The sequence below is a fragment of the Streptomyces sp. MNU76 genome, from assembly GCF_020982545.1.
Classification (GTDB): domain Bacteria; phylum Actinomycetota; class Actinomycetes; order Streptomycetales; family Streptomycetaceae; genus Streptomyces.
In genome coordinates, this window is sequence record NZ_JAJKLK010000033.1 from 53481 (window position 1) to 77103 (window position 23623).

A 23623-nucleotide genomic window follows, 5' to 3' on the forward strand; every position below is an offset into this window, starting at 1 on the left:
GCATCAGCCGGGGGGTTCGCCGACGACCGACGCCAGAGCCGTCGCCGGATCATGGGCCGCCGGGCCCGCCGGTGCCCAGCGGCCCCGCTCCTTGCGGTAGGGCCACCAGCGGCCGTCCCGCCCGAGGCGCAGCTGGGCGGACCCGCCCACGACGGTCCAACGGTTGTGCGCGGACCGCAGCGACGGCCGCTCGCCCTCGTCCCACGCCGTCTCCAGGGCGGCACGCGCGCGTGCGAGCGGCTCCGCCGGTACGTGCCACTCCTCGTCCAGTACGGCGAGACCCGCCGCCCCGCCGTACCGCCAGGCGCGGACGGCGAGCGCCAGTCCTTCCCGGCCGCGCCCCGAACCGTCGCCGAGCCGTGCTTCGATGCCCGGCCCCGGGCCGCCGGCGGCCAGCCGCACCACGTCCTGGTCGAACGTCAACTCGTCGTCCAGGGGCAGCCGCTCGTGACCGGGGCGGAGAGCCTCGGCCAGCAACCGGTGTGCCTCCCGGGCCGTCTGCGCCGCCAGGAACTCAAGTGCCGCCGGGTCGAGTTCCGGCGCGGGCCCGATCTCGGTGTCCAGGGAGGGCGGCAGGCCGGGCTCCACCGACGGCCGGGGCGGCTCGGGGAGCGGAGGCAGGATGTCACCCGCCGCGAACGCCTCGGCGGCGTCCACGTCGTCCCCGTGATCGTCCGCGAGGCTGCTCCCGAGGCCGCTGGACACCTCCTCACCGTCCGCGGCGGTCGCGGTTCCGCGCAGGTGGATCTCGTCCAGCAGCGCACGTTCGGCACGGCCGCGCATCAACAGCAGGACGAACGGGTCCTGATCCAGCAGGCGGGCCACCTGGTAGCAGAGCGCTGCGGTGTGTCCGCAGTGGTCCCAGGCACCGCAGTCGCACGCGGCCTCCAGATCGCCGAGTCCGGGCAGCAGTTCGACACCGGTCGTCGCGGCGTCCTCGACCAGATGCGGCGGCATCTCACGGTCGAGCAGGGCGGCCACGTGCCCGGCCCGCTCGACCGCCATGTCCAGAAAGCGGTCCCAGTGCTCCCCGGACAGCTCCTGCAGCAGGACGTCGGCACGGTGGCCTGTGCCGTCGCGGTCCTGGACGACCGCGGTGACGCGCCCGGGGCGCACCGACACCGCGCCCACGGCCCCCGCCCGAGCCAGCCGGCGCCCCGCCTTCACCTGCTCCCCGTCCAGCGCCGCGTCCTCGAGCGCCCGCAACCAGGCCCGGCCCCACCACGTCCGTGCGAAACCGGCGCCCCGTACGGGAGCCAGTGCGGCGAAGGTGCGCTCCTCGTCATGTCCCGTGCGTTCCGTCATCGCGCGTCCCCTCGGAGCTCCACCAGATCGGCCAGTTCGGCGTCGGACAGTTCGGTCGGCGCCGCGTCGCCCGCGCCCAGCACCGCGTCGGCCAACTCCCGCTTGCGCAGCAGCATGTCCGCGATGCGGTCCTCGATCGTGCCCTCCGCGATCAACCGGTGCACCTGCACCGGCCGCGTCTGTCCGATGCGGTACGCCCGGTCCGTGGCCTGCGCCTCCACGGCCGGGTTCCACCAGCGGTCGTAGTGCACGACGTGCTCGGCCCGCGTCAGGTTCAGCCCCGTGCCGGCCGCCTTCAGCGACAGCAGGAAGACGGGCACCTCGCCTTCCTGGAAGCGCTCCACCATCTCCTCGCGCTCGGGTACCGGTGTCCCGCCGTGCAGGAAGCGGGTGGGCACCCCGCGCGCCGCCAGATGACGTTCCAGCAGCCGGGCCATCCGGACGTACTGCGTGAAGACCAGAACGCTCGCTCCTTCGGACAGGATGGTGTCCAGCAGTTCGTCCAGCAGCTCCAACTTTCCCGACCTGCCCGGGATCCGCGGCCTGTCTTCCTTGAGGAACTGGGCGGGGTGGTTGCAGATCTGTTTGAGCCCGGTCAGCAGCTTCACGATCAGACCGCGCCGTTCCATGCCGTCGGCGGCGGCGATCTCCGCCATGGTCTCGCGCACCAACGCCTCGTACAGTCCCACCTGTTCCCTGGTGAGCGACACGGTACGGTCGGTCTCGGTCTTCGGCGGCAGTTCCGGCGCGATGCCCGGGTCCGACTTGCGGCGGCGCAGCAGGAACGGCCGTACGAGCCGGGAGAGCCGCTCCGCGGCGGCGGGATCCCGGGCGCCTTCGACGGCCTGCGCGTACCTGGTGCGGAAGGTGCCGAGGCGGCCCAGGAGACCAGGAGTGGTCCAGTCGAGGATCGCCCACAGCTCGGACAGGTTGTTCTCCACCGGGGTGCCGGTGAGCGCCACGCGCGCGCGTGCCCCGATGGTGCGCAGTTCCCGTGCCGTGGCCGAGTAGGGGTTCTTCAGGTGTTGCGCCTCGTCCGCCACGACCAGGCCCCAGGGCACGTGGCCGAGTCGGGTCGCGTCCAGCCGCATGGTGCCGTACGTGGTGAGGACGAACTCCCCGTCGGCGAGTCCGTCGAGACCGCGCCGGGATCCGTGGAAGCGGCGCACCGGCACACCTGGCGCGAACTTCTCGATCTCGCGCTGCCAGTTGCCCATCAGAGAGGCCGGACAGACCACGAGGGTGGGGCCGGCGGACGAGGCGTCGGACTGCCGGTGCAGATGCAGAGCGATGAGGGTGATCGTCTTGCCGAGGCCCATGTCGTCGGCGAGACAGCCGCCGAGCCCGAGGGAGGTCATCCGGGCCAGCCAGTCGAGCCCTCGCAATTGGTAGTCCCGGAGCGTCGCGGCGAGCGCGGACGGCTGTCCGACCGAGGCCTGTCCCTCGGGGTCCGACAGTCTCTCCCGCAGCGTCGCCAGCCACCCGGTGGGCAGGACGTCGACCATCCGGCCGTCGACCTCCGTCGAGCCCGTCAGAGCGGCACCGAGCGCGTCGACGGGCGACACCTTGCGGTCCTGCCGCGCACGGGCGTGGCGGATCTCCGCCGGATCCACCAGGACCCACTTGTCGCGCAGTCGCACCATGGGGCGGTTCGCCTCAGCGAGAACGTCGAGTTCCTGGCGGCTGAGCTGCTGATCGCCGAGCGTGAACCGCCAGTCGAAGGCGAGCAGCGCGTCGGCGGACAGGTACGACGGGGTGTCCGACGCGTTGCGGGCAGGGCCCTGCTCGTCGTCCGGTGGGCCGATGACCGCGCGGGCGGTCAAACCGCGGGCCAGTTCCCTGGGCCAATGCACCTCGACACCGGCCGTCGCCAGCAGCCGGGCTCCCTCGCCGAGCAGTTCGGTGATCTCCTCGTCGGCGATCTCCACCGCGTCCGGCACCGCCGCCGACAGCAGCGGACCGAGCGGAGCCCAGGCGCGGGCGGCCCGGCGCAGCGCCAGCAGGGCGTCCGTCCGCGCGCGCGGGCCGAAGGCGGTGGCGTCGGCCCACACCGCGGAGGCGTCCGCGACGAGCGCCGGATCGCTCACGCTGTGCAGTTGGGGGACGACACGGAACACCGGCTGCGTCCCAGCCGGATCGTCGGCGCGGAGCAAGTCGAGCCCGGGAATCTCGACGCGCAGGGACACGCGGACCCCGGCGTCGTGCCCGGCGGCCACGTCCGTGGCCCAGGCGCGCAGTTCGGGAACGGATCGAGGCTCACGGGCGGCGAAAGCACAGCCGCCCGCCGCGAGGCTCGCGGCGGGGGAGCGGGGCAGAGAGTCCACGACGGCGTCGAGGAACGCGCGCAGCAGCCGCTCCGGATCGGGCAGCCGGGCCGGCTCGCCGTGGTCCACGGGCAGCGCGTGCGCCTCGGGCGGCATCGCCGCGGCCAGGTCCCTGACCCGGTCCAGGTCCTCCGCCCGCAGCGGCCCCGCCCGCCAGGCGTCGTGCCCGTTCGAGGTGACGCCGGGCAGCAGCAGGCCTCGCGCGGCGAACTGGAGCGCCAGCAGGGCGGCGGCGCCCCAGAAGGCCGTCGACCGGTGGACACCGGTGGTGACACGCGCGCGCGTGAGCACCGGCAGCGCGGCGTGCACCGGCAGCGACACGACGGGCACCGTGACCCGTCGGACTCCGGGGCCGCCGGGCCGGACGAGCGGCAGCTTCCCTTCGGAGCCGTGGGCGACCCGGGGCGGTGTCGCGCCGTCCGGCCGCCAGAAGGCGACGAGGCCGGTGCGGGCGGGGTCCGCGGCCACGAAGACGGCGCTGCAACGGGCCAGTTCGGATACTTCGGGAAGGGTTGCCACGGGGGTCGGCGGCACAGAGATGCTGGACTCCTCAAATTTGACTACTGAGTCAGAATCGCCGATTATACCTCACTTCAAACCTTTGCCTGGCGCCGGAGGAGGTGATGTGGGTCACTTTTCCCGTTGGGTGGCGCGGGCATCTCAGGGTTGTACGGGGGTTCGACTCAGGGACACGTCAGGGTCGTGGTCCGGAACCGCGGGGAGTCCGATCCCGTTTTCAGGACAGAGAGCGGCAGTGGCCGCGAAGGAGGCGACGGAGATGTCGAAGAGCACGAAGATCGTCGCAGGGGGTGCGGCAATCGGGATCGTCCTGCTGATCCTGCTGCCCTTCCCCTTCTGGGCCAATCTGCTGATAGTCCTGGGGATCCCCACGGCCGCGTACCTGGCGCTGGACCCCTCACAGCGGCGCAGGCTGCGCCGCACCGGACGCAAGGAGCTCGGCCGCTGAAATGCCACCGGCCCGCGCGAGCGGGCCGGTGCGGCGGACGGAATCAGTTCGGACGTACGGCGATCTTGTCGAGGGACTCCAGGAGACCGGGCAGTTCCGGGCCCCTGCCCACCGGCAGTACCTCGCCGGGTTCCTCGTCGAGGAGGACGAACGCGATGTCGTCGGTTCTGGCCACCATCGACCAGCCGGGACCGTCGGCGCGAAGGGTGCGGGCGTCACCCGGTGCGAACGAGGAACGCACCCGGCCCAGGGGCGGAGGGGACTCCACGTACGCGCGCGCCTCCGCGAGCACGCGGCGGATGCCCGTGCGCGGAGCGCCGTCGTCCTTCCCGGCACCCGGCCCGGCTTCCGTCGTGCCTCCTGTCGCCGACGTCGCCGCCCCGTCCGAGCCGCCCTGCCCGGCGAACGAGGCGTCGTCGATCTGCTCCCGCCACATGGACCACTGCAGAGCGATCTCGTCGGCCCCCAGACGCCGCTGGGCGGGACCCCAGACGGCGGTGTCCGGCGGGCTCAGCGGCGGTCGGTCCGACACCTCGGGATCGGGGTCGTGCGGAGCGGGCACCCCCGGAGCCGACACGGCGACCGCGAGGGGCCAGCCCGGCAGCGCGGCCACCACGGAGTCCTCGTCGGGCGACAGGTCGTACTCCATGCCGCAGTCCCACGACGCGATGGCCACGGCGACCAGCGACACGTCGTCGACCGCCACCGTCCACCTCGCTCCCTCGCCGTCCTGGCCCAGGACGATCCCGTAGCCGTCGGCGAGCGGCGCGAGGTCCAGAGCCGCGCACGCCTCCGGGTAGTCGTCGCCCAGCACACTGGGGAAGTTCGCGGGCGTGAGCAGTACCGCCGTCAGCACATACAGTGCGTCGTCGTCCCCGGCGGTGACGGCGTCCTCGTCCGTCCCGGCCATGCCGGCCTCCCATCGCTCTCGCTCGTCCGTCGGCGCACCCTAATGCGCCCGACGGGCCCTTGTCACGAGCGGGAACCCCGTGCGGAGCTGCGGATATCCCGGGCGAGCTGCAGGTATCCGGGTGGACAGGGGCGAAACGACCGGACACCCTCACTCGTTCAGGCGGCGGGCAGCCCCAGAAGTGACCGCGCGACCGTCAGCGGCGACTCGTCGCGCTCCCGCGCGAGGGCGATCACCGCCCGGCACGCCAGCTCGCTGACTCCGAACGACAAAGCCTCGGGCGACACCCAGGTCGTGGCCTCGTCGATCTGGTCCTGATCGTCCTCGGCACACGCCGCGATGTAGACGGCGGCAGACTCGAACAGGTTGTGCGTGCGTTTCGTCTCCCGTGCGGTGGGCTCCGCGCGCAACGAGTCGAGGAATCTGCCGAAGGACTTGCGAACGCTGCCGAACATATGGGCTACCTACCCCCGCGTCGGTATCACAGCTCGTCCTACTCAACGTAGAGACGGACTCGCGGCCACAGAAGGGGGACGGCGGGGTGAAGAGCGACGAACGGCGCGTTCCGGACCTTCCTCGGCGCGATCCACCGCGCGAGGGCAGGGGTCAGCCCGCACGCGTGGCGAGCGCCAGGAATCGGGTGTCCTCGTCGGCGTACGACGTCATGCGCCAGCCAGAACCGGCCAGCAGCGGCCTCAGGTTCGCCTCGGCACGCAGGTCCTCCGGGGTGATCTGCCGCCCCTGGCGTGCGGCGAGCGCCGCCCGGCCGATGGGGTGGAACAGGGCCAGCGTGCCGCCCGGCCTGACCACCCGGGCCAGTTCTCGCAGATTTTCCGCGGGGTTCGAAAGGTGTGCGACGAGCCCGGCGGCGAACACCGCGTCCAGCGACGCCGTACGCAGCGGCAGCCGGCCGACGTCGGCGAGCACCAACCGCCCGTCACGGTCCCGCCCCGCCCGTACGGCGGCCTCCAGCATGGCGGGCGTCAGATCGGCCCCGAGGACCACTCCCGAGGCCCCCACGGCGGCACGCAACGGCGTCAGGGCCCGTCCCGTGCCGCACCCCGCGTCGAGCACCCGCTCACCCTCGCGCAGACCGAGCTCGGCGACCGCGGTGGCGTAGGCGGGCCCGTCGTCGGGAAAGCGGGCGTCCCAGCGGGCCGCCCGTGCCGTGAAGAACTCCTGGACGTGTGTGTGGTCGTCGCTCATGCTCCGCATGATCCCTCACCGGGACGATGGAGGAGACGACGCGCACGTTCGAGCGGGAGGCGGTCGTTCCTGTGCATATATGCGGCACATTGCGGCAGCTTTCGAAATGCGCCCCCTCCGTGCTCCCGTGCCCCCACTAGCGTCCCGGGGCCATGGGACACATGGACCACGCCACCTTCGGCTGGCTGACCCCCGCGCTGTCGTACGCCATGGCCTGCATCGGCGCCGCCCTCGGACTGCGCTGCACGGTCCGCGCCCTCGCCACCGCCGGGAAGTCCCGTCGCAACTGGCTCGTCACCGCGGCGTCGGCGATCGGCACCGGCATCTGGACCATGCACTTCGTGGCGATGCTCGGCTTCGGCGTCAGTGGCACCGAGATCCGTTACGACGTGCCCCTGACCGTTCTGAGCCTCCTGGTCGCCATGCTCGTCGTCTGCGGCGGCGTCTTCGCCGTCGGCTACGGCCGCGACCGCGCCCGGGCGCTCCTGCTGGGCGGACTCACCACCGGCCTGGGCGTCGCGAGCATGCACTACCTGGGCATGGCGGCCGTACGGCTGCACGGCGACGTGACCTACGATCCCGCACTCGTCGCCCTCTCCGTCGTGATCGCCGTGGTCGCGGCCACCGCCGCTCTCTGGGCGGCCCTCAACATCGAGTCGCCCGTCGCGGTGACCGTCGCATCCCTCGTCATGGGCGGTGCGGTGACCAGCATGCACTACACCGCGATGTGGGCGGTGCGCGTGGACGTCACTCCGTCCGCGGCGGTCCTGCCCGGGGCCACGGCGATGCAGTTCATCTTCCCCCTCGCCGTCGGCCTCGGGTCCTACCTCTTCCTCACCTCGGCGTTCGTCGCACTGTCGCCGACGGCCGGGGAGCGCGAGGCATCCGCGTCGGCCCAGCGGCCGGTCGATAACGCCGCCGCCCACTAGCCGCGCTACGGCCTTCGAAGCCCGCCCCCGAACCCTGATCGAGGAGGCCATGCGTACACCCCGCAGGACCCCGACAGCCGCCGCCGAGGCGTCGCCCCGCCCCGCGATACGCGGGCGCCGCGCCCACGCCGGACCACCGGCCGACGAGCACCTCGCGACCGACGGCACCGGCGCCCCGACGACCGGCCCACCCCGCGCGCGGGACGCCGTCGGCTGCGCCCCCGCACCGTCCGCGCCAAGATCGTCTGTCTGCTGATGGTGCCGGTCGTCTCCCTGCTCGCACTGTGGGCCTACGCCACCGTCACCACCGCCCAGGACGTCGCCCGCCACCGTCAGCTGCAACGCGTCGACGCCTCCGTACGCGGCCCGGTCGCCGACGCCGTCGCGGCCCTCCAGTCCGAACGCGCGGCCGCCGTACGGTACGCCACTGCACCCTCCGCGGAGCGGGAGAAGACGCTCCGCGGACTCGCGCGCCGCACCGACCGGGCGGTGGGCGCCCTGCGCCTCGGCGACCGCCACACCGTCGCCGACGGAACCGACCTGCCCGCAGGGGTCGCCGAACGCCTCGCCGGCTTCGTGACCGGGGCCGAAGACCTGCGTGCGCTGCGGACGTCGGTTCTCGACCGCCGCAGCGGCTGGGCGCAGACGTACGAGCGATACACCACGACCATCTCCACCGCCTTCGGCGTGGGAGGCGCGCTCACCGGGATCCAGGACGCTGAACTCGGCTCCGACGCGCGCGTGCTGATGGAGTTCTCCCGCGCGGCCGAGGCGCTGGCGCAGGAGGACGCGCTCCTGTCCGGCGCCCACCTCGCCAAGACCCTCGACCGCGGACGGCTGCGCCTGTTCATCGGCGCCGTCGACACACGCCGCACGCTGACCGAAGCCGCCGGAGCGGACCTGCGCGGCCCCGAGAACGCGGCCTGGCAGGAACTCGCCGGAGGGAACGCCTACGCCGACCTGCGTGCCCTCGAGGACGAGGTGGTCGCGAGCCACCCCGGAGCGCAGGTGCTCCACGCCGTTCCCGAAGCGGCCTGGACGTCCGCCCACGCGCGCGTGCGGGACGACATGCGCGGTATCGAGACGGACGCCGGCCACGGGGTCGCCGACCGGGCCGACCCGTTCACCCGCGCACTGCTCACCCCGGCGGGCGCCGCCGTGCTTCTCGGCCTCGCCGCGGTCGCGGCCTCCCTCGTCATCTCCGTACGCATCGGACGCGGTCTGGTCGTGGAGTTGGTGAGCCTGCGCAACGGCGCCCTGGAGATCGCCCGCCGCAAACTGCCGCACGCCATGCGCAGACTGCGCTCCGGCGAGGAGATCGACGTCGACGCCGAGGCCCCGCCCGGCTCGCCCGCGGAGGACGAGATCGGTCAGGTCGCCGAGGCCCTCGGCACGGTGCACCGCGCGGCCCTGCGCGCGGCGGTCGAGCGGGCCGAACTCGCCAGCGGCATCTCCGGGGTGTTCGTCAATCTCGCCCGCCGCAGCCAGATCCTGGTGCACCGCCAGCTCGGTCTCCTCGACAGCATGGAACGCCGCTCCGACGATCCCGACGAACTCAGCGACCTCTTCCGCCTCGACCACCTCACCACGCGCATGCGACGCCACGCGGAGAGCCTGATCATCCTCTCCGGCGCCGCCCCGGGCCGTGCCTGGCGCATGCCCGTGTCCCTGACGAACGTGGTCCGGGCGGCAGTCTCCGAGATCGAGGACTACGCGCGCGTGGAACTGCGGCAACTTCCCGAGGCGAAGATCGTCGGCACCGGGGTCGCCGACCTCACCCACCTCCTCGCCGAACTCGTGGAGAACGCCGCCCAGTTCTCACCACCCCACACGCGCGTACGGGTCACCGGCGAACCGGTCGGCAACGGCTACGCCCTGGAGGTCGAGGACCGGGGCCTCGGCATGGGCAAGGAGACGCTCGCCGAGGCCAATCGCCGCATCGAACAGTCCGAGGCCCTCGACCTGTTCGACAGCGACCGGCTCGGCCTGTTCGTCGTGAGCCGCCTCGCCGCACGCCACGGCATCAAGGTCCATCTGCGGACCTCCCCCTACGGCGGCACCACGGCCGTGGTGCTCCTGCCCACCGCGCTGCTCCACAGCGGCGTGCCGGAACGTTCCCCCGAAGCGTCGGCCGAAGCACCCCCGGAGCCCGAGGCACGCGAGTACGCGCGCGTGACCGCGGCCCCGCGTCAGGAACCCGTGGAGCAGTCCGCGAACCGCCACGCCCTGACGGCTCCCATGGCCTCCGCCGGGCGCAACGCGGAGGAGCAGGGCCCGCCCGAGGCGCCGCCCGGTGTGACCACCCTGCGGCCGAACCGCAGGGCGCCGGAACCTCAGGACACGGACGGACTGCCGCGCCGCGTACGGCAGGCGCACCTCGCGCCCCAACTGCGTGAGCGACACACCGGGCAGCCCGCGTCGGCGGCGGCGCCCGGAGCGGACGACGAGCGCACGCCGGAACTCGTCAGGGACCGCATGGCGGCCTACCGCGACGGCTGGGCACGAGGCGGCGGCAGGGCACCCGGCAGAGGAGTCGCACAGGGCCCCACGAAGGCCCGCGACAGCAGCGAAGGAGACCCCGCATGATCCAGGACCCGAGCACCAGGGCCACCGAACGCTCCGGTGAACTCGACTGGCTGCTGGACGACTTGGTCCTGCGCGTGCACGAGGTGCGGCACGCCGTGGTCCTGTCCAACGACGGCCTGGCGGTCGGCGCCTCCAGCGACCTCAGGCGCGAGGACGCCGAGCACCTCGCCGCGGTCGCCTCCGGCTTCCACAGTCTCGCCAAGGGCGCGGGCCGCCACTTCGGCGCAGGGGGCGTACGCCAGACGATGGTCGAGATGGACGACGGCTTCCTCTTCGTCGCCGCCGCCGGAGACGGCTCCTGCCTCGCCCTCCTCACCTCCGTCACGGCCGACATCGGGCTGGTGGCGTACGAAATGGCACGGCTGGTGAAACGCGTCGGAGAGCACCTGCGGACACCGACCCGCGCCGGCGCACGCCCGCCCACGGCCGGATGAACCAGGGACAGGCCGTGCTCATGACCGAAGGCAGCGACACCGGCGCCCCGCACGAACCGGCGGGCGGTCGCTGGTACGACCACGAGGCCGGGCCGCTCGTCCGCCCCTACGCCGTGACGGGCGGCCGCACCAGACCGGGCCACGGCGGACCGCGCTTCGACCTGATCGCCCTGGTCTCGCTCGACCCCGGCGCACCCGGGGTCGACGACGCGTTGCTCGGTCCGGAACACCGCGCGCTCCTGGAACTGTGCCGGACCGAGACCCAGTCGGTCGCCGAACTCGCCGCGGGCGCCGACCTGCCCGTCGGCGTCGTACGGGTACTGCTCGGGGACCTAGTGGAGGCGGCCCGAGTCACCGTCAGTCGCCCTGTGCCGCCCGCGCGACTGCCGGACGAACGGATCCTGCGGGAGGTGATCGAGGGGCTGAGGGCGCTGTAGATGAACACGCACCCGGTTGCGACCCGTACCGACTTGCGCATCCAACCCGGCTCCGAACGGGCACAAGCGGTCGGTGAGCAGAAATACCGGTCCAACGCCCCATGAACGAGCGGCAGTTGCCAAGATGCTGACTCCTCACGGCCGTACCGATGTCGATTACGGTCGACACTCCCGAGAGAAGTGATCGATGGTCTCCGAGCATTCCGATGAGACAGACGGCGACACGGGCGCCCTGGCACTGAAGATCCTCGTCGCCGGCGGATTCGGCGTGGGCAAGACCACGCTGGTCGGCGCGGTCAGCGAGATCAAGCCGCTGCGCACCGAGGAACTCCTGAGCGAGGTGGGCCAGTCGGTCGACGACACGGACGGGGTGGACCAGAAGGTCACCACCACCGTCGCCATGGACTTCGGCCGCATCACCATCAGGTCGGGGCTCTCGCTCTACCTGTTCGGCACCCCGGGGCAGGACCGGTTCTGGTTCATGTGGGACGAGTTGGCGCAAGGGGCGTTGGGCGCCGTCGTCCTCGCGGACACGCGGCGACTGCAGGACTGCTTCCCCGCCGTGGACTACTTCGAGCACCGGCACATCCCCTTCGTGGTCGCCGTCAACTGCTTCTCGGAAGCACGCGCCCACGGCGCCCAGGACGTCTCACGCGCCCTCGACCTCGACCAGGGAACCCCCGTGGTCCTCTGCGACGCCAGGGACCGCGACTCCGGCAAGGAAGTGCTGATACGCCTCGTCGAATACGCCGGGCGGATGCACACCGCCCGGCTGCTCGACTCCGTGGGCTGAACCGGCGCCAACACGCCTGTTCCTGGCCGAATACTGGCCATTGACACCGCTGTTTCGGGTGGGGAAGCACCCGTTGTCGCTGTTCGCGCGGAAGGACCGGCATGCCTTGTCGGTCATCTTCCCTGCCATGTTCGGATCCTGCTTGCTCCGACAGCGGCCGTGGGGAAGGCTGAATCGTCGGATCCTCCGTGTCCGGGGGAACGACGAAACGGGGAGTGCGAACGATGTCTCAGAACGCGGGGCTCGGTTGGCTGCTGGACGACCTGACCGAGCGCGTGGAACCCATACGACACGCCCTGGTGCTGTCCAACGACGGACTGGTCACCGCGGCCAGCACCGGCCTGCGGCGCGAGGACTCCGAACACCTGGCCGCGGTCTCGTCGGGTCTGCACAGCCTCGCCAAGGGCTCGGGCCGCCACTTCGGCGCCGGTGACGTACGACAGACGATGATCGAGTTCGACGACGCGGTGCTCTTCGTGACCGCCGCCGGGCCCGGCAGCTGCCTGTGCGTCCTCAGCGCGGCGGAGGCGGACATCGGGCAGATCGGGTACGAGATGACGCTGTTGGTGAACCGGGTCGGCGAACATCTCCGAGTGGACGCCAGGCACCCCGAACGCTCGGCCGCGGTAGACCGCTGACCTGCGGTTCTCTCTGTGACGGGCAGAGTTATCCACAGGCCCGCCACGACTTTCCGCGAACGGGCTACGGTTTTTCCCGAGGCGAGCGCGAGACCAGCGCGAGCACCACACCGCACGGGGGAGAACCGCCATGTCCGGCGACACCGTCACACAGTCGGCCACACACACCACCACCGACACCCACACCACGACCGCCGAGTTCAGCACGCCCACCACACGACGCGGCGCCCCGGCATCGAAGAGGGCGGCCAGTGTAGTCAGGACCGCCGGGGCGGCCGGCGGCACCCTGGCACTGAGCCGAGCCGCACGCGAACTGGGCCTGAAACGCAGCGAAATCGACCTCGCCGTACAACTGGGCTGCCTGCGAACGGTCGTCGACGACGGAGGCGGAGGCCGTCGCGTCACACGGGCGGAGGTCGAGCGGCTCCGGGCCGAGAAGGGCTTCCCCGAGACCCTGCGGGAACGGGTCGAGGCCGTGGGGACCAAAGCAGCCGCCGAGATCCTGGGCGTGCCGCCCACCCGGTTCACGCGCCTCGCGCGCCTGGGACTGGTCACACCGGTCAAGTTCTCTCTCAACCGCTACCGCGCCGTGCTCTGGCTCTATCCGTCGGCCGAACTGCGGCAGTTCGCGGCTGACGAGAGGAACGCCCCCTGGCTGACGGAGCGTGTCCCGGAGGATCTCAGGCGCCGACTGGACGCGGGACTGGACCTGCGCCCCCGGAACTGGCGTGGGCGCCACCTCGGAGCCCTGCTGAGGCAGGCCGACGACCCCTGGAGCCGCGCGGCCGCCACGGCCTCCCTGCTCGACCCCGTCCAGGTCGCCGAGATCGTCCATGACCCCTACGAGCGCGCCCACCTGCATTTCCACCGGCCCGTACGAGCCGAGCACGGGACGCCCGACTCGCCCGCCGCACGGATCACCGCGCGGATCATGACCGCGGACGACCCCGGTGAGATCGCCTGGCTACGGGCGGACCTCCAGCGGTCCCTCGGCGAGGCCCGGGCACACCGACTCGCCCCGAGGCCCCGCCGGAAGGTGCGGTGGTCGCCGGCCTGGGACGAGACACCCGGCGCGGCGACCCGCCCCGCAGCGCGGCCACCCCGGGGCCGACGACGCCCCGGGCACCCCGCGCCCGGCGCCGGCACGGCTCCCGAAGGGCGACGCGGTCTGCTGGGCTGGCTCCGCCGCAGACACCACTGACCCGCCGGTCACGCCTCGAGCTTGCGGAACAGTCCTTCCTGCACGACCGACACGAGCAGACGTCCCTCCAGGTCGTAGATACGGCCGCGGGCCAGTCCGCGGCCGCCCACCGCGATCGGGGACTCCTGGTCGTACAGGAACCACTCGTCCGCGCGGAACGGCCGGTGGAACCACATCGCGTGGTCCAGCGACGCCATGTCGAAGCCACGGGGCCCCCAGAGGGGCTCCACCGGAATGCGGACGGCGTCCAGAAGCGTCATGTCGCTGGCGTACGTCAGCGCGCACGTGTGCACGAGCGGGTCGTCGCCGAGGGGACCCACCGCGCGCATCCACACCGCACTGCGCGGCTCGGCGTGCTCGACCTCCTCGGCCGTCCAGCGCAGCCGGTCGACATACCGGATGTCGAAGGGCTGCCGCCGGGCCATGCGCTCCAACTGCTCGGGAAGCGTGCCCAGATGCTCGCTGATCTCCTGCGTCACCGTCGGCAGCGACTCGGGGTCGGGCACCTTGCGGGCCGGCGGCAACTGGTGCTCGAAGCTCCCCTCTTCAGGCTTGTGAAAGGAGGCGGTCAGATTGAAGATCGTGCGGCCCTGCTGCACGGCGGTGACCCGGCGCGTGGTGAACGACCGCCCGTCCCGCACCCGCTCCACCTGGTACACGATCGGCACCCCGGGACGGCCGGGGCGCAGGAAGTACGCGTGCAATGAATGCACGGGCCGGTCGCCCTCGGTGGTGCGTCCGGCGGCGACCAGAGCCTGGCCGGCGACCTGCCCGCCGAAGACCCGCTGCAGGGACTCCTGCGGGCTGCGCCCGCGGAAGATGTTGACCTCGATCTGCTCCAGGTCGAGCAGGTCGACGAGCCGCTCGGCGGGGTTGGTCGTCATGTGCTGGCCTCTCCTGTGCTCACAGCTGACCGACGTCGGTGACCTTGACGACGGCGCGTCCCTCGGCGTCGGAGGCCGCGAGATCGATCTCCGCGCTGATCCCCCAGTCATGATCGCCGTTCGGGTCGGCGAAGGTCTGCCGGACCCGCCACAGCCCGTTCTGCGGCTCCTCCTCGATCATCAACAGCCGCGGGCCACGGGCATCGGGACCGGTGCCGAGTTCCTCGTACTCGTCCCAGTACTTGTCCATCGCCTCGCCCCACCGCTCGGCGTCCCAACCGGCCTCGGCGTCCATCTCGCCCAACTCGTCCACCTGGTCGAGCGCGGCGAGTTCGACGCGACGGAACATGGCGTTGCGGACGAGCACCCGGAAGGCACGCGCGTTGGAGGTGACCGGCCTGACCTGGTCGGCCCGCTCCTGGGCCTCCTCGGCCGTCATCTCCTCGGGGTTGGCCAGTTGCTCCCACTCGTCGAGGAGACTGGAGTCGACCTGGCGCACCATCTCCCCGAGCCAGGCGATCAGATCCTCCAGATCGTCGGACTTCAGATCGTCGGGGACGGTGTGGTCGAGTGCCTTGTAGGCGCCGGCGAGGTAGCGCAGCACGATGCCCTCGGTGCGGGCCAGTTCGTAGTGGGACACCAACTCCGTGAAGGACATGGCCCGTTCGTACATGTCACGGATCACGGACTTCGGCGACAGCGGATGGTCGCCGACCCAGGGGTGGCTCTTGCGGTACGTGTTGTACGCGTGGAAGAGCAGCTCCTCCAGCGGCTTGGGGTAGCTGACGTCCTGCAGCCGCTCCATGCGCTCCTCGTACTCGACGCCGTCGGCCTTCATCGCGGCCACGGCCTCGCCGCGCGCCTTGTTCTGCTGGGCGGCGAGGATCTGCCGCGGGTCGTCCAGCGTCGACTCGACGACGGACACCATGTCGAGGGCGTACGAAGGGGATTCGGGGTCCAGAAGTTCGAACGCGGCCAGCGCGAAGGTGGACAGCGGCTGGTTGAGCGCGAAGTCCTGCTGGAGATCGACCGTCAGCCGGACGATACGGCCCTCGGCGTCCGGCTGGTCGAGCTTCTCGACGATGCCGCCGTCGAGGAGCGAGCGGTAGATCGCGATCGCACGGCGGATGTGCCGCAACTGCTGCTTGCGGGGCTCATGGTTGTCCTCCAGCAGATGGCGCATCGCCTCGAAGGCGTTGCCCGGCCGCGCGATCACCGACAGCAGCATGGTGTGAGTGACACGGAAGCGGGAGGTCAGCGGTTCCGGATCGGAGGCGATGAGCTTCTCGAAGGTGTTGTCGGTCCAGCCGACGAACCCCTCGGGAGCCTTCTTGCGCACCACCTTGCGACGCTTCTTCGGATCGTCGCCGGCCTTGGCGAGGGCCTTCTCGTTCTCGATGACGTGCTCGGGCGCCTGCGCCACCACGAAGCCCGCCGTGTCGAAGCCCGCGCGGCCCGCGCGGCCCGCGATCTGGTGGAACTCACGGGCCCGCAGGGTCCGCACACGATTGCCGTCGTACTTGGTGAGGGCGGTGAACAACACGGTGCGGATGGGGACGTTGACGCCGACGCCGAGCGTGTCCGTGCCGCAGATGACCTTCAGCAGACCGGCCTGGGCGAGCTTCTCCACCAGGCGTCGGTACTTGGGCAGCATGCCGGCGTGGTGGACGCCGATGCCGTGCCGCACGTAACGGGAGAGGTTGCGGCCGAACTTGGTGGTGAAGCGGAAGTTGCCGATCAGCTCGGCGATCTGGTCCTTCTCCTCCCGCGTGCACATGTTGATGCTCATCAGCGCCTGCGCCCGTTCCACGGCCTGCGCCTGCGTGAAGTGCACGATGTAGACCGGAGCCTGCTTGGTGGCGAGCAGCTCGGTGAGCGTCTCCGTCAGCGGGGTCAGGACGTACTCGTAGGACAGGGGCACCGGACGCGTCGCCGAGCGGACCACGGCGGTCGGGCGACCGGTGCGCCGGGTGAGGTCCTTTTCGAACATCGAGACGTCGCCGAGGGTCGCCGACATCAGGATGAACTGGGCCTGCGGCAGCTCGAGGATCGGGATCTGCCAGGCCCAGCCCCGATCGCCCTCCGCGTAGAAGTGGAACTCGTCCATCACGACCTGGCCGACGTCGGCGTGCTTGCCGTCGCGCAGCGCGATCGAGGCCAGCACCTCGGCGGTGCAGCAGATGACGGGGGCGTCGGCGTTCACGGAGGCGTCGCCGGTGAGCATGCCGACGTTCTCGGTACCGAAGATCTTGCACAGCTCGAAGAACTTCTCCGAGACGAGCGCCTTGATCGGAGCCGTGTAGAAGGTGACCTCGTCGCGGGCGAGCGCCGCGAAGTGGGCACCCGCCGCGATCATGCTCTTGCCGGAGCCGGTGGGCGTCGACACGATCACGTTCGCGCCGGAGACCACCTCGATGAGCGCCTCCTCCTGGTGCGGATAGAGGGTGAGACCGCGTTCCTGGGCCCACGACTCGAAGGCTTCGTAGAGGGCGTCGGGGTCGGCGGTCCGCGGCAGCTGATCGATGAGGGTCACGCCCCCATCTTGCCTGCCCGCGCACCCGATGGGGGAATCGGCTGCCGGACCGAAGATCGCGAACGCTACGCTGTGACGCCGACGGAACGTCAGCGCACCTGGACAACTGGACAGCGGCACAAGGCGCCTGGACAGCGGCACGAACAGAACGGGACGGGGCACGGCCATGATGGGACCAGCACACTCACTGTCGGGAGCCGCCGCCTGGCTCGGCGTGGGAGCCGCGGCGGCCGCCACCGGGCACACGATGCCCTGGCCGGTGCTCCTGGTCGGTGCGCTGATCTGCGCGGGTGCCGCGCTCGCCCCCGACCTGGACCACAAGGCGGCGACGATCTCCCGTTCCTTCGGTCCGCTGTCACGCTGGGTGTGCGAGATCGTCGACAAGCTGTCCTACGCCGTCTACAAGGCGACGAAGAAGCAGGGCGACCCGCGTCGCTCGGGTGGGCACCGCACGCTCACGCACACCTGGCTGTGGGCAGCGCTGCTCGGCGCCGGTGCCTCCGTCGCCGCCATCACCGGGGGGCGCTGGGCGGTGCTGGCCATTCTCTTCGTGCACCTGGTCCTGGCCATCGAGGGCCTGCTGTGGCGGGCGGCCCGGGGTTCGAGCAGCGATGTGCTGGTGTGGCTGCTGGCGGCGACGAGCGCCTGGATCCTCGCCGGGGTCCTGGACAAGCCGGGCAACGGGGCCGACTGGCTGTTCACACAGCCGGGCCAGGAGTATCTGTGGCTCGGGCTGCCGATCGTGCTGGGGGCGCTGGTGCACGACATCGGGGACTCGCTGACCGTCTCGGGTTGCCCGATCCTGTGGCCGATACCGATCGGGCGCAAGCGCTGGTACCCCGTGGGCCCGCCGAAGGCGATGCGGTTCCGGGCCGGCAGCTGGGTCGAGCTGAGGGTGCTGATGCCGGTGTTCATGGTGCTCGGGGGAGTGGGCGCGGCGGCGGCGCTGAACGTCATCTGACCGGGCACGGGCACCCCCGCCGACGCTACGGCCGCCCAGCCCTGGGTGACGTGCTCGCGCGGCGGTCAGCCCGGCAGGGAGTCCTCGTCCACGATGTGCATGGCGGCCTCCTCGGCGGAGGCGGCGGCTCCGTCGATTCCCACGTCGGTGGCGATCAACCTGCTCTCCTCGTCCTCGTGCGCGCCCTCGTCGGGGGCGACCAGACGGCCGGAGCGGAGGTCGCCCACCTCGTTGTCCAGCGGCTCGCCGTCGGTGTCCTGGGTGTCGCCGATGCCGTCTCCGTCGGGGTAGGCGATGTCCGGGAGCTCTTCGGCGAGGCGCTGCTCCAGCGTCTCCCCGCGCAGTCGCTCCGCCGCCGTGACACCGGTGTGCTCCACCGCCCATGGCCGCTCCGGTGGGGACCAGCCCCGGTCGAGGGGGTCGGCCACACCGTCGGCGACCAGGGTGTCCTCGGCGTCCAGCAGCCCCGCGTCGTCCTGGATCTCGGATCCGTCTGGCTGGTAGACGTCGTCTCCCCATCCGCCGGCTCTGTCCACGGGTACCTCCAGTGGTGGGGCGGGCCCGGTGCCACCGTCCGGCGACGGTGGGCGCACGGACCGCTGGGCCACGGCCCGAACCCCGCGAACCGGGCGGTTCACGGGCGTCCCCCGAATCAGTGCCCACCACCAGCCTTCCACTCGCGTTCGGCACCGCGCAACGGCAGGGCGACGGCAGCCGTCGGACCCCGCCGGAGTCGGCCCCCGCTGCCGGGGCCCGCGCGTCGGTCAGCCGTGCCACGACCTCCACAGCGCGGCGTACGCGCCGTCCGCCGCGACGAGCTGGTCGTGGCTGCCCAGCTCGCTGATGCGGCCGTTCTCGACGACGGCGATGACGTCGGCGTCGTGGGCGGTGTGCAGACGGTGGGCGATGGCGACGACGGTACGGCCGTCGAGGACGCGGGCGAGCGAGCGTTCCAGGTGGCGGGCCGCCCGCGGGTCGAGGAGTGAGGTCGCCTCGTCCAGGACCAGTGTGTGCGGGTCGGCGAGGACCAGCCGGGCCAGCGCGATCTGCTGGGCCTGCGCCGGGGTGAGCGTGAACCCGCCGGAACCGACCTCGGTGTCCAGTCCCTCGTCCAGCGCCCGCGCCCAGGCGTCGGCGTCGACCGCGCCCAGCGCCGCCCACAGCTCGGCGTCCCGGGCGCCCGTGCGGGCCAGAAGCAGGTTGTCGCGGAGGGAGCCGACGAACACGTGGTGCTCCTGGTTGACCAGGGCGACGTGGGAGCGGACGTCCTCGGCGGGCATCCGGGACAGCTCGGCACCGCCGAGGGTCACACGGCCGTCGCGGGGGGCGTAGATCCCGGCGAGCAGTCGGCCCAGGGTCGACTTGCCCGCGCCGGACGGGCCGACGAGGGCGAGCCGGGTGCCGGGCGCGACCTCCAGGGAGACCTTGCGCAGGACGTCGACGCCTTCGCGGTATCCGAAGCGCACCCGGTCGGCGTGGACATGTCGCCCCTCGGGGGCCACGGCCGGGTCGCCCGCATCGGGCTCGATGTCCCGTACCCCGACCAGACGGGCCAGCGACACCTCGGCGACCTGCAGCTCGTCGTACCAGCGGAGGATCAGGTTGATCGGGTCGACGAGCATCTGGGCGATGAGCGCGCCCGTGGTCAGCTGCCCGAGGCTGATCCAGCCCTGGAGGACGAACACCCCGCCGATGATCAGGACGGACCCGAGGACCGTGGTGTGCGTGAAATTGATCACGGGGAAGAGCACCGACCGCAACCACAGGGTGTACCGCTCCCAGGCGGTCCATTCGCGGACCCGCTGGTCGGAGAGGTCGATGCGGCGGGTGCCGAGGCGGTGGGCCTCGACGGTGCGGCCGGCGTCCACCGTCTCCGCGAGGACGGCGGCGACGGCGGCGTACCCGGCGGACTCCGAGCGGTATGCGGAAGGGGCACGCTTGAAGTACCAGCGGCAGCCGACGACCAGCACGGGCAGGGCCAGCAGGACGGCGAGGGCCAGCGGGGGCGCGGTCACGGCGAGGCCGCCGACGAGCAGGACGACCCACACCACCCCGATGGCCAGCTGGGGCACCGCCTCGCGCATGGCGTTGGCCAGCCGGTCGATGTCCGTGGTGATGCGGGAGAGCAGGTCACCCGTGCCGGCGCGTTCCAGGACACCCGGCGGCAGGCCGACCGACCGGACTAGGAAGTCCTCGCGCAGGTCGGCCAGTATCCGCTCGCCGAGCATGGCGCCGCGCAGCCGTACCTCCCGTACAAAGACGGCCTGGACGACGAGGGCGACGACGAACACCGCCGCGCTGACTTCCAGATGGAGTTCACGCGCCCCGTCGGAGACCCGCTCGACGAGTGCGCCGAGCAGGTAGGGGCCCGCCATCGAGGCCACGACCGCGACCGTGTTGACGGTGATGAGCAGGACGAAGGCCCGGCGGTGCCGGCGGAACAGTTCTGCCACGTAGGCGCGTACGGTCGCGGGGGCGCCGACGGGCAGGGTGTTCGCCGTCGTCGGGGCGGCCGGGTCGTAGGCCGGGGGCACCACGCCGATCATGCGGTCTCCTCGATGTCTTCCAGTTCGTCCAGCACGTCGCTGAGAGCGGTCCTGCGGTCCTGCGGCCGTACGGTGAAGGCGGTCTTCTCGGCGTCCTTCTCACGGGTCTCCTCGTCGGTCTCGCGGGTGACGACGGCCCGGTACCGGGGTTCCTTGTGGATCAGGTCGCGGTGCAGGCCGACTGCCGCCACCTCGCCGTCATGGACGAGGACGACGCGGTCGGCGAGGTCGAGCAGGAGGGGCGAGGAGGTCAGCACGACCGTCGTGCCGCCCGCCCGCAGCGAGCGGACGCCGGCGGCGATCCTCGCCTCGGTGTGCGAGTCGACGGCGGAGGTCGGCTCGTCGAGGACCAGCACGTTCGGGTCCGTGATCAGGGAGCGGGCCAGGGCGAGTCGCTGGCGCTGCCCGCCGGACAGGGACCGTCCGCGCTCGGTGATCCGCGCGTCCAGCGGGTCCTCGGCGTCCAGTGACCCCTGGACCAGGGCTTCCAGCACGTCACCGCACTGGGCGGCGATCAGCGCCTCCTCGGCGGTGACGTGGCCCGAGGCGGGGACGTCGAGGAGTTCGCGGAGGGTGCCGGAGAGCAGCACCGGGTCCTTGTCCTGGACGAGGACGGCCGTGCGGGCGGAGTCGAGGGGCAGTTCGTCGAGCGGTACACCGTCGAGGAGCACGGAGGTGCCCTCCTCGGGGGCGTGGCCGCCCAGCCGTTCCGCCAGTCGTCCGGCCGCGTCGGGGTCACCGCACACCACCGCTGTGAGACACCCGGCGGGCGCGAGCAGCCCGGTGGCCGGGTCGTACAGGTCCCCGGTGGGCACGGTGGCCTCGCGGGACCCCTCGGTGTCCGTGCTCCGCTCCAGCGACAGCACCCCGGCGGCCCGGTTCGCGGACGGACGGGAAAAGGAGTACGCCATCGCGATCTCCTCGAAGTGTCTGAGCGGATACGTCAGCAGCATGACCGCGCTGTACACGGTGACCAGTTCGCCGACCGTGATCCGGCCCTCACGGGCGAGACCCACGCCGTGCCAGACGACCGCGACCATCAGCAGCCCTGGCAGCAGCACCTGGATGCCTGAGATGAGGGCCCACATACGGGCGCTGCGGACGGCGGCGTGCCGGACCTCCTGGGAGGCGCTGCGGTAGCGGTCCAGGAAGAGCTCCTCGCCGCCGATGCCACGCAGCACGCGCAGGCCCGCGACGGTGTCGGAGGCCAGCTCGGTGGCACGGCCCGCCTTCTCGCGCTGGAAGTCGGCGCGGCGGGTCGCGCGGGGCAGCAGCGGAAGCACGGCCAGGGCGAGGACGGGCACTCCCACGGCGACGACGACGCCCAGGGCGGGCTGGTACACGACGAGGCCGACGCAGACCAGCACCACAGTGAGCGCGGCGGCGGTGAAGCGGGAGACGGCCTCGACGAACCAGCCGATCTTCTCGACGTCGCCGGTGGAGACCGCGACCACCTCTCCGGCCGCGACCCGGCGAGTCAGCGCCGAGCCGAGCTGGGCCGTCTTGCGGGCCAGCAACTGCTGGACACGGGCGGCGGCCGTGATCCAGTTGGTGACCGCCGACCGGTGCAGGAAGGTGTCGCCCAGCGCGATGGTGAACCCGCACGCCAGCAGCACCACGCCCGCGAGGGCGAGTCGGGAGCCGGAGCGGTCGACGACGGCCTGGACGGCGAAGCCGACGCAGAACGGAAGTCCGGCCACGGAGGTGAAGTGCAACAACCCCCACGCCAGCGCCTGGAACTGTCCGCCCAGTTGATTCCGGCCGAGCCACCACAGGAATCGTGGGCCCGAGCGAGCGTCCGGCACGCCCGGGTCTTCGTACGGAAGGTCTTGAATCTGCATGACGTCCCAGAGGCTCGAGTCAGGGTGGGGAAGTGGGGAGAAGTAGGGGAGAAGTGGGGAGAAAAGGGGCGGCGAGGTCCAGTGACCGGCTGTGAAAGGTTCGCGTCGCGTCGTGGTCGGAGGCAAACGGTTTTCCGGTGCCGGGCAAATTTTCGGCCTGGACCGTCCTTGGGAGGCCCGGCGTGCGCGGCGGCGGGCGCTCGTGTCCGATGAGCGGTGCGACGATGGATCGCATGCGAATAGGCGGTACCAGGCGGGGACGAACCGGCACGGTGGGCGAAGAAGGTATGGGCGGCGCGGGTGGTGCGGACGACGCGGGCGCGAGGAGGGGCGCGGCTCGTGTCGGGCTCGCCGTGGTGGTCTGTGGCGCCCTGGTGATGTCGGCTGCGGCGTGCGGCGGTTCGGGTGACACGAGCGACGGCGCCAAGGCCGAGAGGAACGCCACGGCGTCCGGGAGCGGCACGGATCGCGCGGCGGCCGAGGCCGCGGACCCGACCCGTGTCCCGGGTGTCGGCGACCGTCTGCAGAAGCAGATCCCCGCGGAGTCCCGCCAGGTCGTGGCCGTCTACGGAGAGGGCAGGGACGACGCCGACGCCACGGTCGTGCTGTACACGAAGAGCGGTTCCACCTGGAAGAAGACCCGCAGTTGGGAGGGCCACAATGGAAAGAAGGGGTGGACCACCGACCATCGGGAGGGTGACAAGCGCAGTCCGGTCGGCGTGTTCACGCTGAGCGACGCGGGAGGGGTCCTGGCCGACCCGGGATCCAAGCTGCCGTACAGCAGGTCGGCGGCGTTCCAGGCGCCGCACTACTGGGCCGAGACGCACTGGCACGACTTCGACTACGTCATCGCGATCGACTACAACCGGGTCAAGGGCACCTCGCCGATCGACCCGACGCGTCCCGAGGGCCAGTCCAAGGGCGGCAGCATCTGGCTGCACATGGACCACGGCAGCGGCACCTCGGCTTGTGTCAGCCTGTCCAAGTCCGGCATGGAGTACCTGCTGCGCACCCTCGACCCGGCCCAGCACCCGGTGATCGTCATGGGGGACAAGGCGGCGCTGGAGGCCTGAGGCGCCCGGTACGCACATGGGCGCTTGTGGCCGGAGATGCCATTGCGGCGGAGAT

The 23623-nt window shown here is 71.8% G+C and carries 20 protein-coding genes; 10 read left to right on the plus strand and 10 right to left on the minus strand.

Annotation, left to right across the window (positions count from 1 at the left end):
- Positions 1-3: 3 nt before the first annotated feature.
- Together E4N62_RS47605 and E4N62_RS47610 are read right to left on the minus strand one after the other, a co-directional pair.
- Complete coding sequence (locus tag E4N62_RS47605; RefSeq protein ID WP_230224761.1) at positions 4-1305, minus strand: SWF or SNF family helicase; 1302 nt, start codon at positions 1303-1305, stop codon at positions 4-6.
- Positions 1302-4163 carry a DEAD/DEAH box helicase gene (locus tag E4N62_RS47610; protein ID WP_230224762.1) on the minus strand — a complete coding sequence of 954 codons (2862 nt, stop codon included), beginning with the start codon at positions 4161-4163 and terminating at the stop codon, positions 1302-1304. Before E4N62_RS47610 ends, E4N62_RS47605 begins: the two co-directional genes overlap by 4 nt.
- A 220-nt stretch (positions 4164-4383) precedes the next feature.
- Between E4N62_RS47610 and E4N62_RS47615 the strand changes: the two genes are divergently transcribed.
- Positions 4384-4596 (plus strand): hypothetical protein, encoded by a 213-nt coding sequence (locus E4N62_RS47615; RefSeq protein ID WP_078853702.1) that lies wholly within the window; start codon positions 4384-4386, stop codon positions 4594-4596.
- Positions 4597-4639: 43 nt separating this feature from the next.
- Here E4N62_RS47615 and E4N62_RS47620 read toward each other — a convergent pair whose 3' ends face one another.
- From E4N62_RS47620 to E4N62_RS47630, 3 genes are all read right to left on the minus strand, one after another.
- Complete coding sequence (locus E4N62_RS47620) at positions 4640-5506, minus strand: hypothetical protein (protein WP_230224763.1); 867 nt, start codon at positions 5504-5506, stop codon at positions 4640-4642.
- Between the two features lie 158 nt (positions 5507-5664).
- Positions 5665-5961, minus strand: coding sequence for a hypothetical protein (locus E4N62_RS47625; protein ID WP_230224764.1), 297 nt, complete (start codon positions 5959-5961; stop codon positions 5665-5667).
- Between the two features lie 151 nt (positions 5962-6112).
- Complete coding sequence (locus E4N62_RS47630) at positions 6113-6712, minus strand: class I SAM-dependent methyltransferase (RefSeq protein ID WP_230224765.1); 600 nt, start codon at positions 6710-6712, stop codon at positions 6113-6115.
- Between the two features lie 152 nt (positions 6713-6864).
- Between E4N62_RS47630 and E4N62_RS47635 the strand changes: the two genes are divergently transcribed.
- The 7 genes from E4N62_RS47635 (at position 6865) to E4N62_RS47665 (ending at position 13730) form a co-directional block, all read left to right on the plus strand.
- Positions 6865-7641 carry an MHYT domain-containing protein gene (locus E4N62_RS47635; protein WP_230224766.1) on the plus strand — a complete coding sequence of 259 codons (777 nt, stop codon included), beginning with the start codon at positions 6865-6867 and terminating at the stop codon, positions 7639-7641.
- A gap of 255 nt (positions 7642-7896) precedes the next feature.
- Positions 7897-10227 carry a nitrate- and nitrite sensing domain-containing protein gene (locus E4N62_RS47640; RefSeq protein ID WP_230224767.1) on the plus strand — a complete coding sequence of 777 codons (2331 nt, stop codon included), beginning with the start codon at positions 7897-7899 and terminating at the stop codon, positions 10225-10227.
- Positions 10224-10661, plus strand: a complete 438-nt coding sequence (locus tag E4N62_RS47645) for a roadblock/LC7 domain-containing protein (protein WP_230224768.1) — start codon at positions 10224-10226, stop codon at positions 10659-10661. The genes E4N62_RS47640 and E4N62_RS47645 overlap by 4 nt, the downstream gene beginning before the upstream one ends.
- 20 nt (positions 10662-10681) lie before the next feature.
- The gene (locus tag E4N62_RS47650) at positions 10682-11098 is read left to right on the plus strand and encodes a DUF742 domain-containing protein (RefSeq protein WP_230224769.1); all 417 of its coding nucleotides are present in this window, start codon (positions 10682-10684) and stop codon (positions 11096-11098) included.
- 187 nt (positions 11099-11285) lie between these two features.
- Positions 11286-11891, plus strand: coding sequence for an ATP/GTP-binding protein (locus tag E4N62_RS47655; protein WP_230224770.1), 606 nt, complete (start codon positions 11286-11288; stop codon positions 11889-11891).
- A 224-nt stretch (positions 11892-12115) separates the two neighbouring features.
- Positions 12116-12529: a roadblock/LC7 domain-containing protein gene (locus E4N62_RS47660; RefSeq protein WP_230224772.1), complete on the plus strand. Its 414-nt coding sequence runs from the start codon at positions 12116-12118 to the stop codon at positions 12527-12529.
- 130 nt (positions 12530-12659) lie between these two features.
- On the plus strand, positions 12660-13730 hold the full coding sequence (locus tag E4N62_RS47665) for a DUF6397 family protein (RefSeq protein WP_230224774.1): 1071 nt from the start codon (positions 12660-12662) through the stop codon (positions 13728-13730).
- Positions 13731-13738: 8 nt separating this feature from the next.
- On the opposite strand, the gene E4N62_RS47670 is transcribed toward E4N62_RS47665, so the two are convergent.
- Both E4N62_RS47670 and E4N62_RS47675 read right to left on the minus strand, forming a co-directional pair.
- Positions 13739-14614 (minus strand): acyl-CoA thioesterase II, encoded by an 876-nt coding sequence (locus E4N62_RS47670; protein ID WP_184897395.1) that lies wholly within the window; start codon positions 14612-14614, stop codon positions 13739-13741.
- A 19-nt stretch (positions 14615-14633) separates the two neighbouring features.
- On the minus strand, positions 14634-17147 hold the full coding sequence (locus tag E4N62_RS47675) for an RNA helicase (RefSeq protein WP_230224776.1): 2514 nt from the start codon (positions 17145-17147) through the stop codon (positions 14634-14636).
- A gap of 166 nt (positions 17148-17313) precedes the next feature.
- Here E4N62_RS47675 and E4N62_RS47680 point away from each other — a divergent pair, with 166 nt between their 5' ends.
- Positions 17314-18108 carry a metal-dependent hydrolase gene (locus E4N62_RS47680; protein ID WP_230224779.1) on the plus strand — a complete coding sequence of 265 codons (795 nt, stop codon included), beginning with the start codon at positions 17314-17316 and terminating at the stop codon, positions 18106-18108.
- 65 nt (positions 18109-18173) lie between these two features.
- On the opposite strand, the gene E4N62_RS47685 is transcribed toward E4N62_RS47680, so the two are convergent.
- From E4N62_RS47685 to E4N62_RS47695, 3 genes are all read right to left on the minus strand, one after another.
- Positions 18174-18644: a DUF5709 domain-containing protein gene (locus E4N62_RS47685; protein ID WP_184897400.1), complete on the minus strand. Its 471-nt coding sequence runs from the start codon at positions 18642-18644 to the stop codon at positions 18174-18176.
- 228 nt (positions 18645-18872) lie between these two features.
- Complete coding sequence (locus E4N62_RS47690) at positions 18873-20654, minus strand: ABC transporter ATP-binding protein (RefSeq protein WP_230224780.1); 1782 nt, start codon at positions 20652-20654, stop codon at positions 18873-18875.
- The gene (locus E4N62_RS47695) at positions 20651-22495 is read right to left on the minus strand and encodes an ABC transporter ATP-binding protein (RefSeq protein WP_230224782.1); all 1845 of its coding nucleotides are present in this window, start codon (positions 22493-22495) and stop codon (positions 20651-20653) included. The genes E4N62_RS47690 and E4N62_RS47695 overlap by 4 nt, the downstream gene beginning before the upstream one ends.
- A 377-nt stretch (positions 22496-22872) precedes the next feature.
- On the opposite strand from E4N62_RS47695, the gene E4N62_RS47700 reads away from it, so the two are divergent.
- Positions 22873-23568, plus strand: coding sequence for a L,D-transpeptidase family protein (locus E4N62_RS47700; protein ID WP_230224786.1), 696 nt, complete (start codon positions 22873-22875; stop codon positions 23566-23568).
- The last annotated feature ends 55 nt before the right edge of the window (positions 23569-23623 follow it).

What these genes read in the sequence shown, in the direction of transcription:
- E4N62_RS47605 (WP_230224761.1), bottom strand. Translation starts at nt 1,305, where the DNA reads ATGACGGAACGCACGGGACATGACGAGGAGCGCACCTTCGCCGCACTG.
- E4N62_RS47620 (WP_230224763.1), bottom strand. Translation starts at nt 5,506, where the DNA reads ATGGCCGGGACGGACGAGGACGCCGTCACCGCCGGGGACGACGACGCA.
- E4N62_RS47625 (WP_230224764.1), bottom strand. Translation starts at nt 5,961, where the DNA reads ATGTTCGGCAGCGTTCGCAAGTCCTTCGGCAGATTCCTCGACTCGTTG.
- E4N62_RS47630 (WP_230224765.1), bottom strand. Translation starts at nt 6,712, where the DNA reads ATGAGCGACGACCACACACACGTCCAGGAGTTCTTCACGGCACGGGCG.
- E4N62_RS47635 (WP_230224766.1), top strand. Translation starts at nt 6,865, where the DNA reads ATGGGACACATGGACCACGCCACCTTCGGCTGGCTGACCCCCGCGCTG.
- E4N62_RS47640 (WP_230224767.1), top strand. Translation starts at nt 7,897, where the DNA reads ATGGTGCCGGTCGTCTCCCTGCTCGCACTGTGGGCCTACGCCACCGTC.
- E4N62_RS47645 (WP_230224768.1), top strand. Translation starts at nt 10,224, where the DNA reads ATGATCCAGGACCCGAGCACCAGGGCCACCGAACGCTCCGGTGAACTC.
- E4N62_RS47650 (WP_230224769.1), top strand. Translation starts at nt 10,682, where the DNA reads ATGACCGAAGGCAGCGACACCGGCGCCCCGCACGAACCGGCGGGCGGT.
- E4N62_RS47655 (WP_230224770.1), top strand. Translation starts at nt 11,286, where the DNA reads ATGGTCTCCGAGCATTCCGATGAGACAGACGGCGACACGGGCGCCCTG.
- E4N62_RS47660 (WP_230224772.1), top strand. Translation starts at nt 12,116, where the DNA reads ATGTCTCAGAACGCGGGGCTCGGTTGGCTGCTGGACGACCTGACCGAG.
- E4N62_RS47665 (WP_230224774.1), top strand. Translation starts at nt 12,660, where the DNA reads ATGTCCGGCGACACCGTCACACAGTCGGCCACACACACCACCACCGAC.
- E4N62_RS47670 (WP_184897395.1), bottom strand. Translation starts at nt 14,614, where the DNA reads ATGACGACCAACCCCGCCGAGCGGCTCGTCGACCTGCTCGACCTGGAG.
- E4N62_RS47680 (WP_230224779.1), top strand. Translation starts at nt 17,314, where the DNA reads ATGATGGGACCAGCACACTCACTGTCGGGAGCCGCCGCCTGGCTCGGC.
- E4N62_RS47690 (WP_230224780.1), bottom strand. Translation starts at nt 20,654, where the DNA reads ATGATCGGCGTGGTGCCCCCGGCCTACGACCCGGCCGCCCCGACGACG.
- E4N62_RS47695 (WP_230224782.1), bottom strand. Translation starts at nt 22,495, where the DNA reads ATGCAGATTCAAGACCTTCCGTACGAAGACCCGGGCGTGCCGGACGCT.
- E4N62_RS47700 (WP_230224786.1), top strand. Translation starts at nt 22,873, where the DNA reads ATGTCGGCTGCGGCGTGCGGCGGTTCGGGTGACACGAGCGACGGCGCC.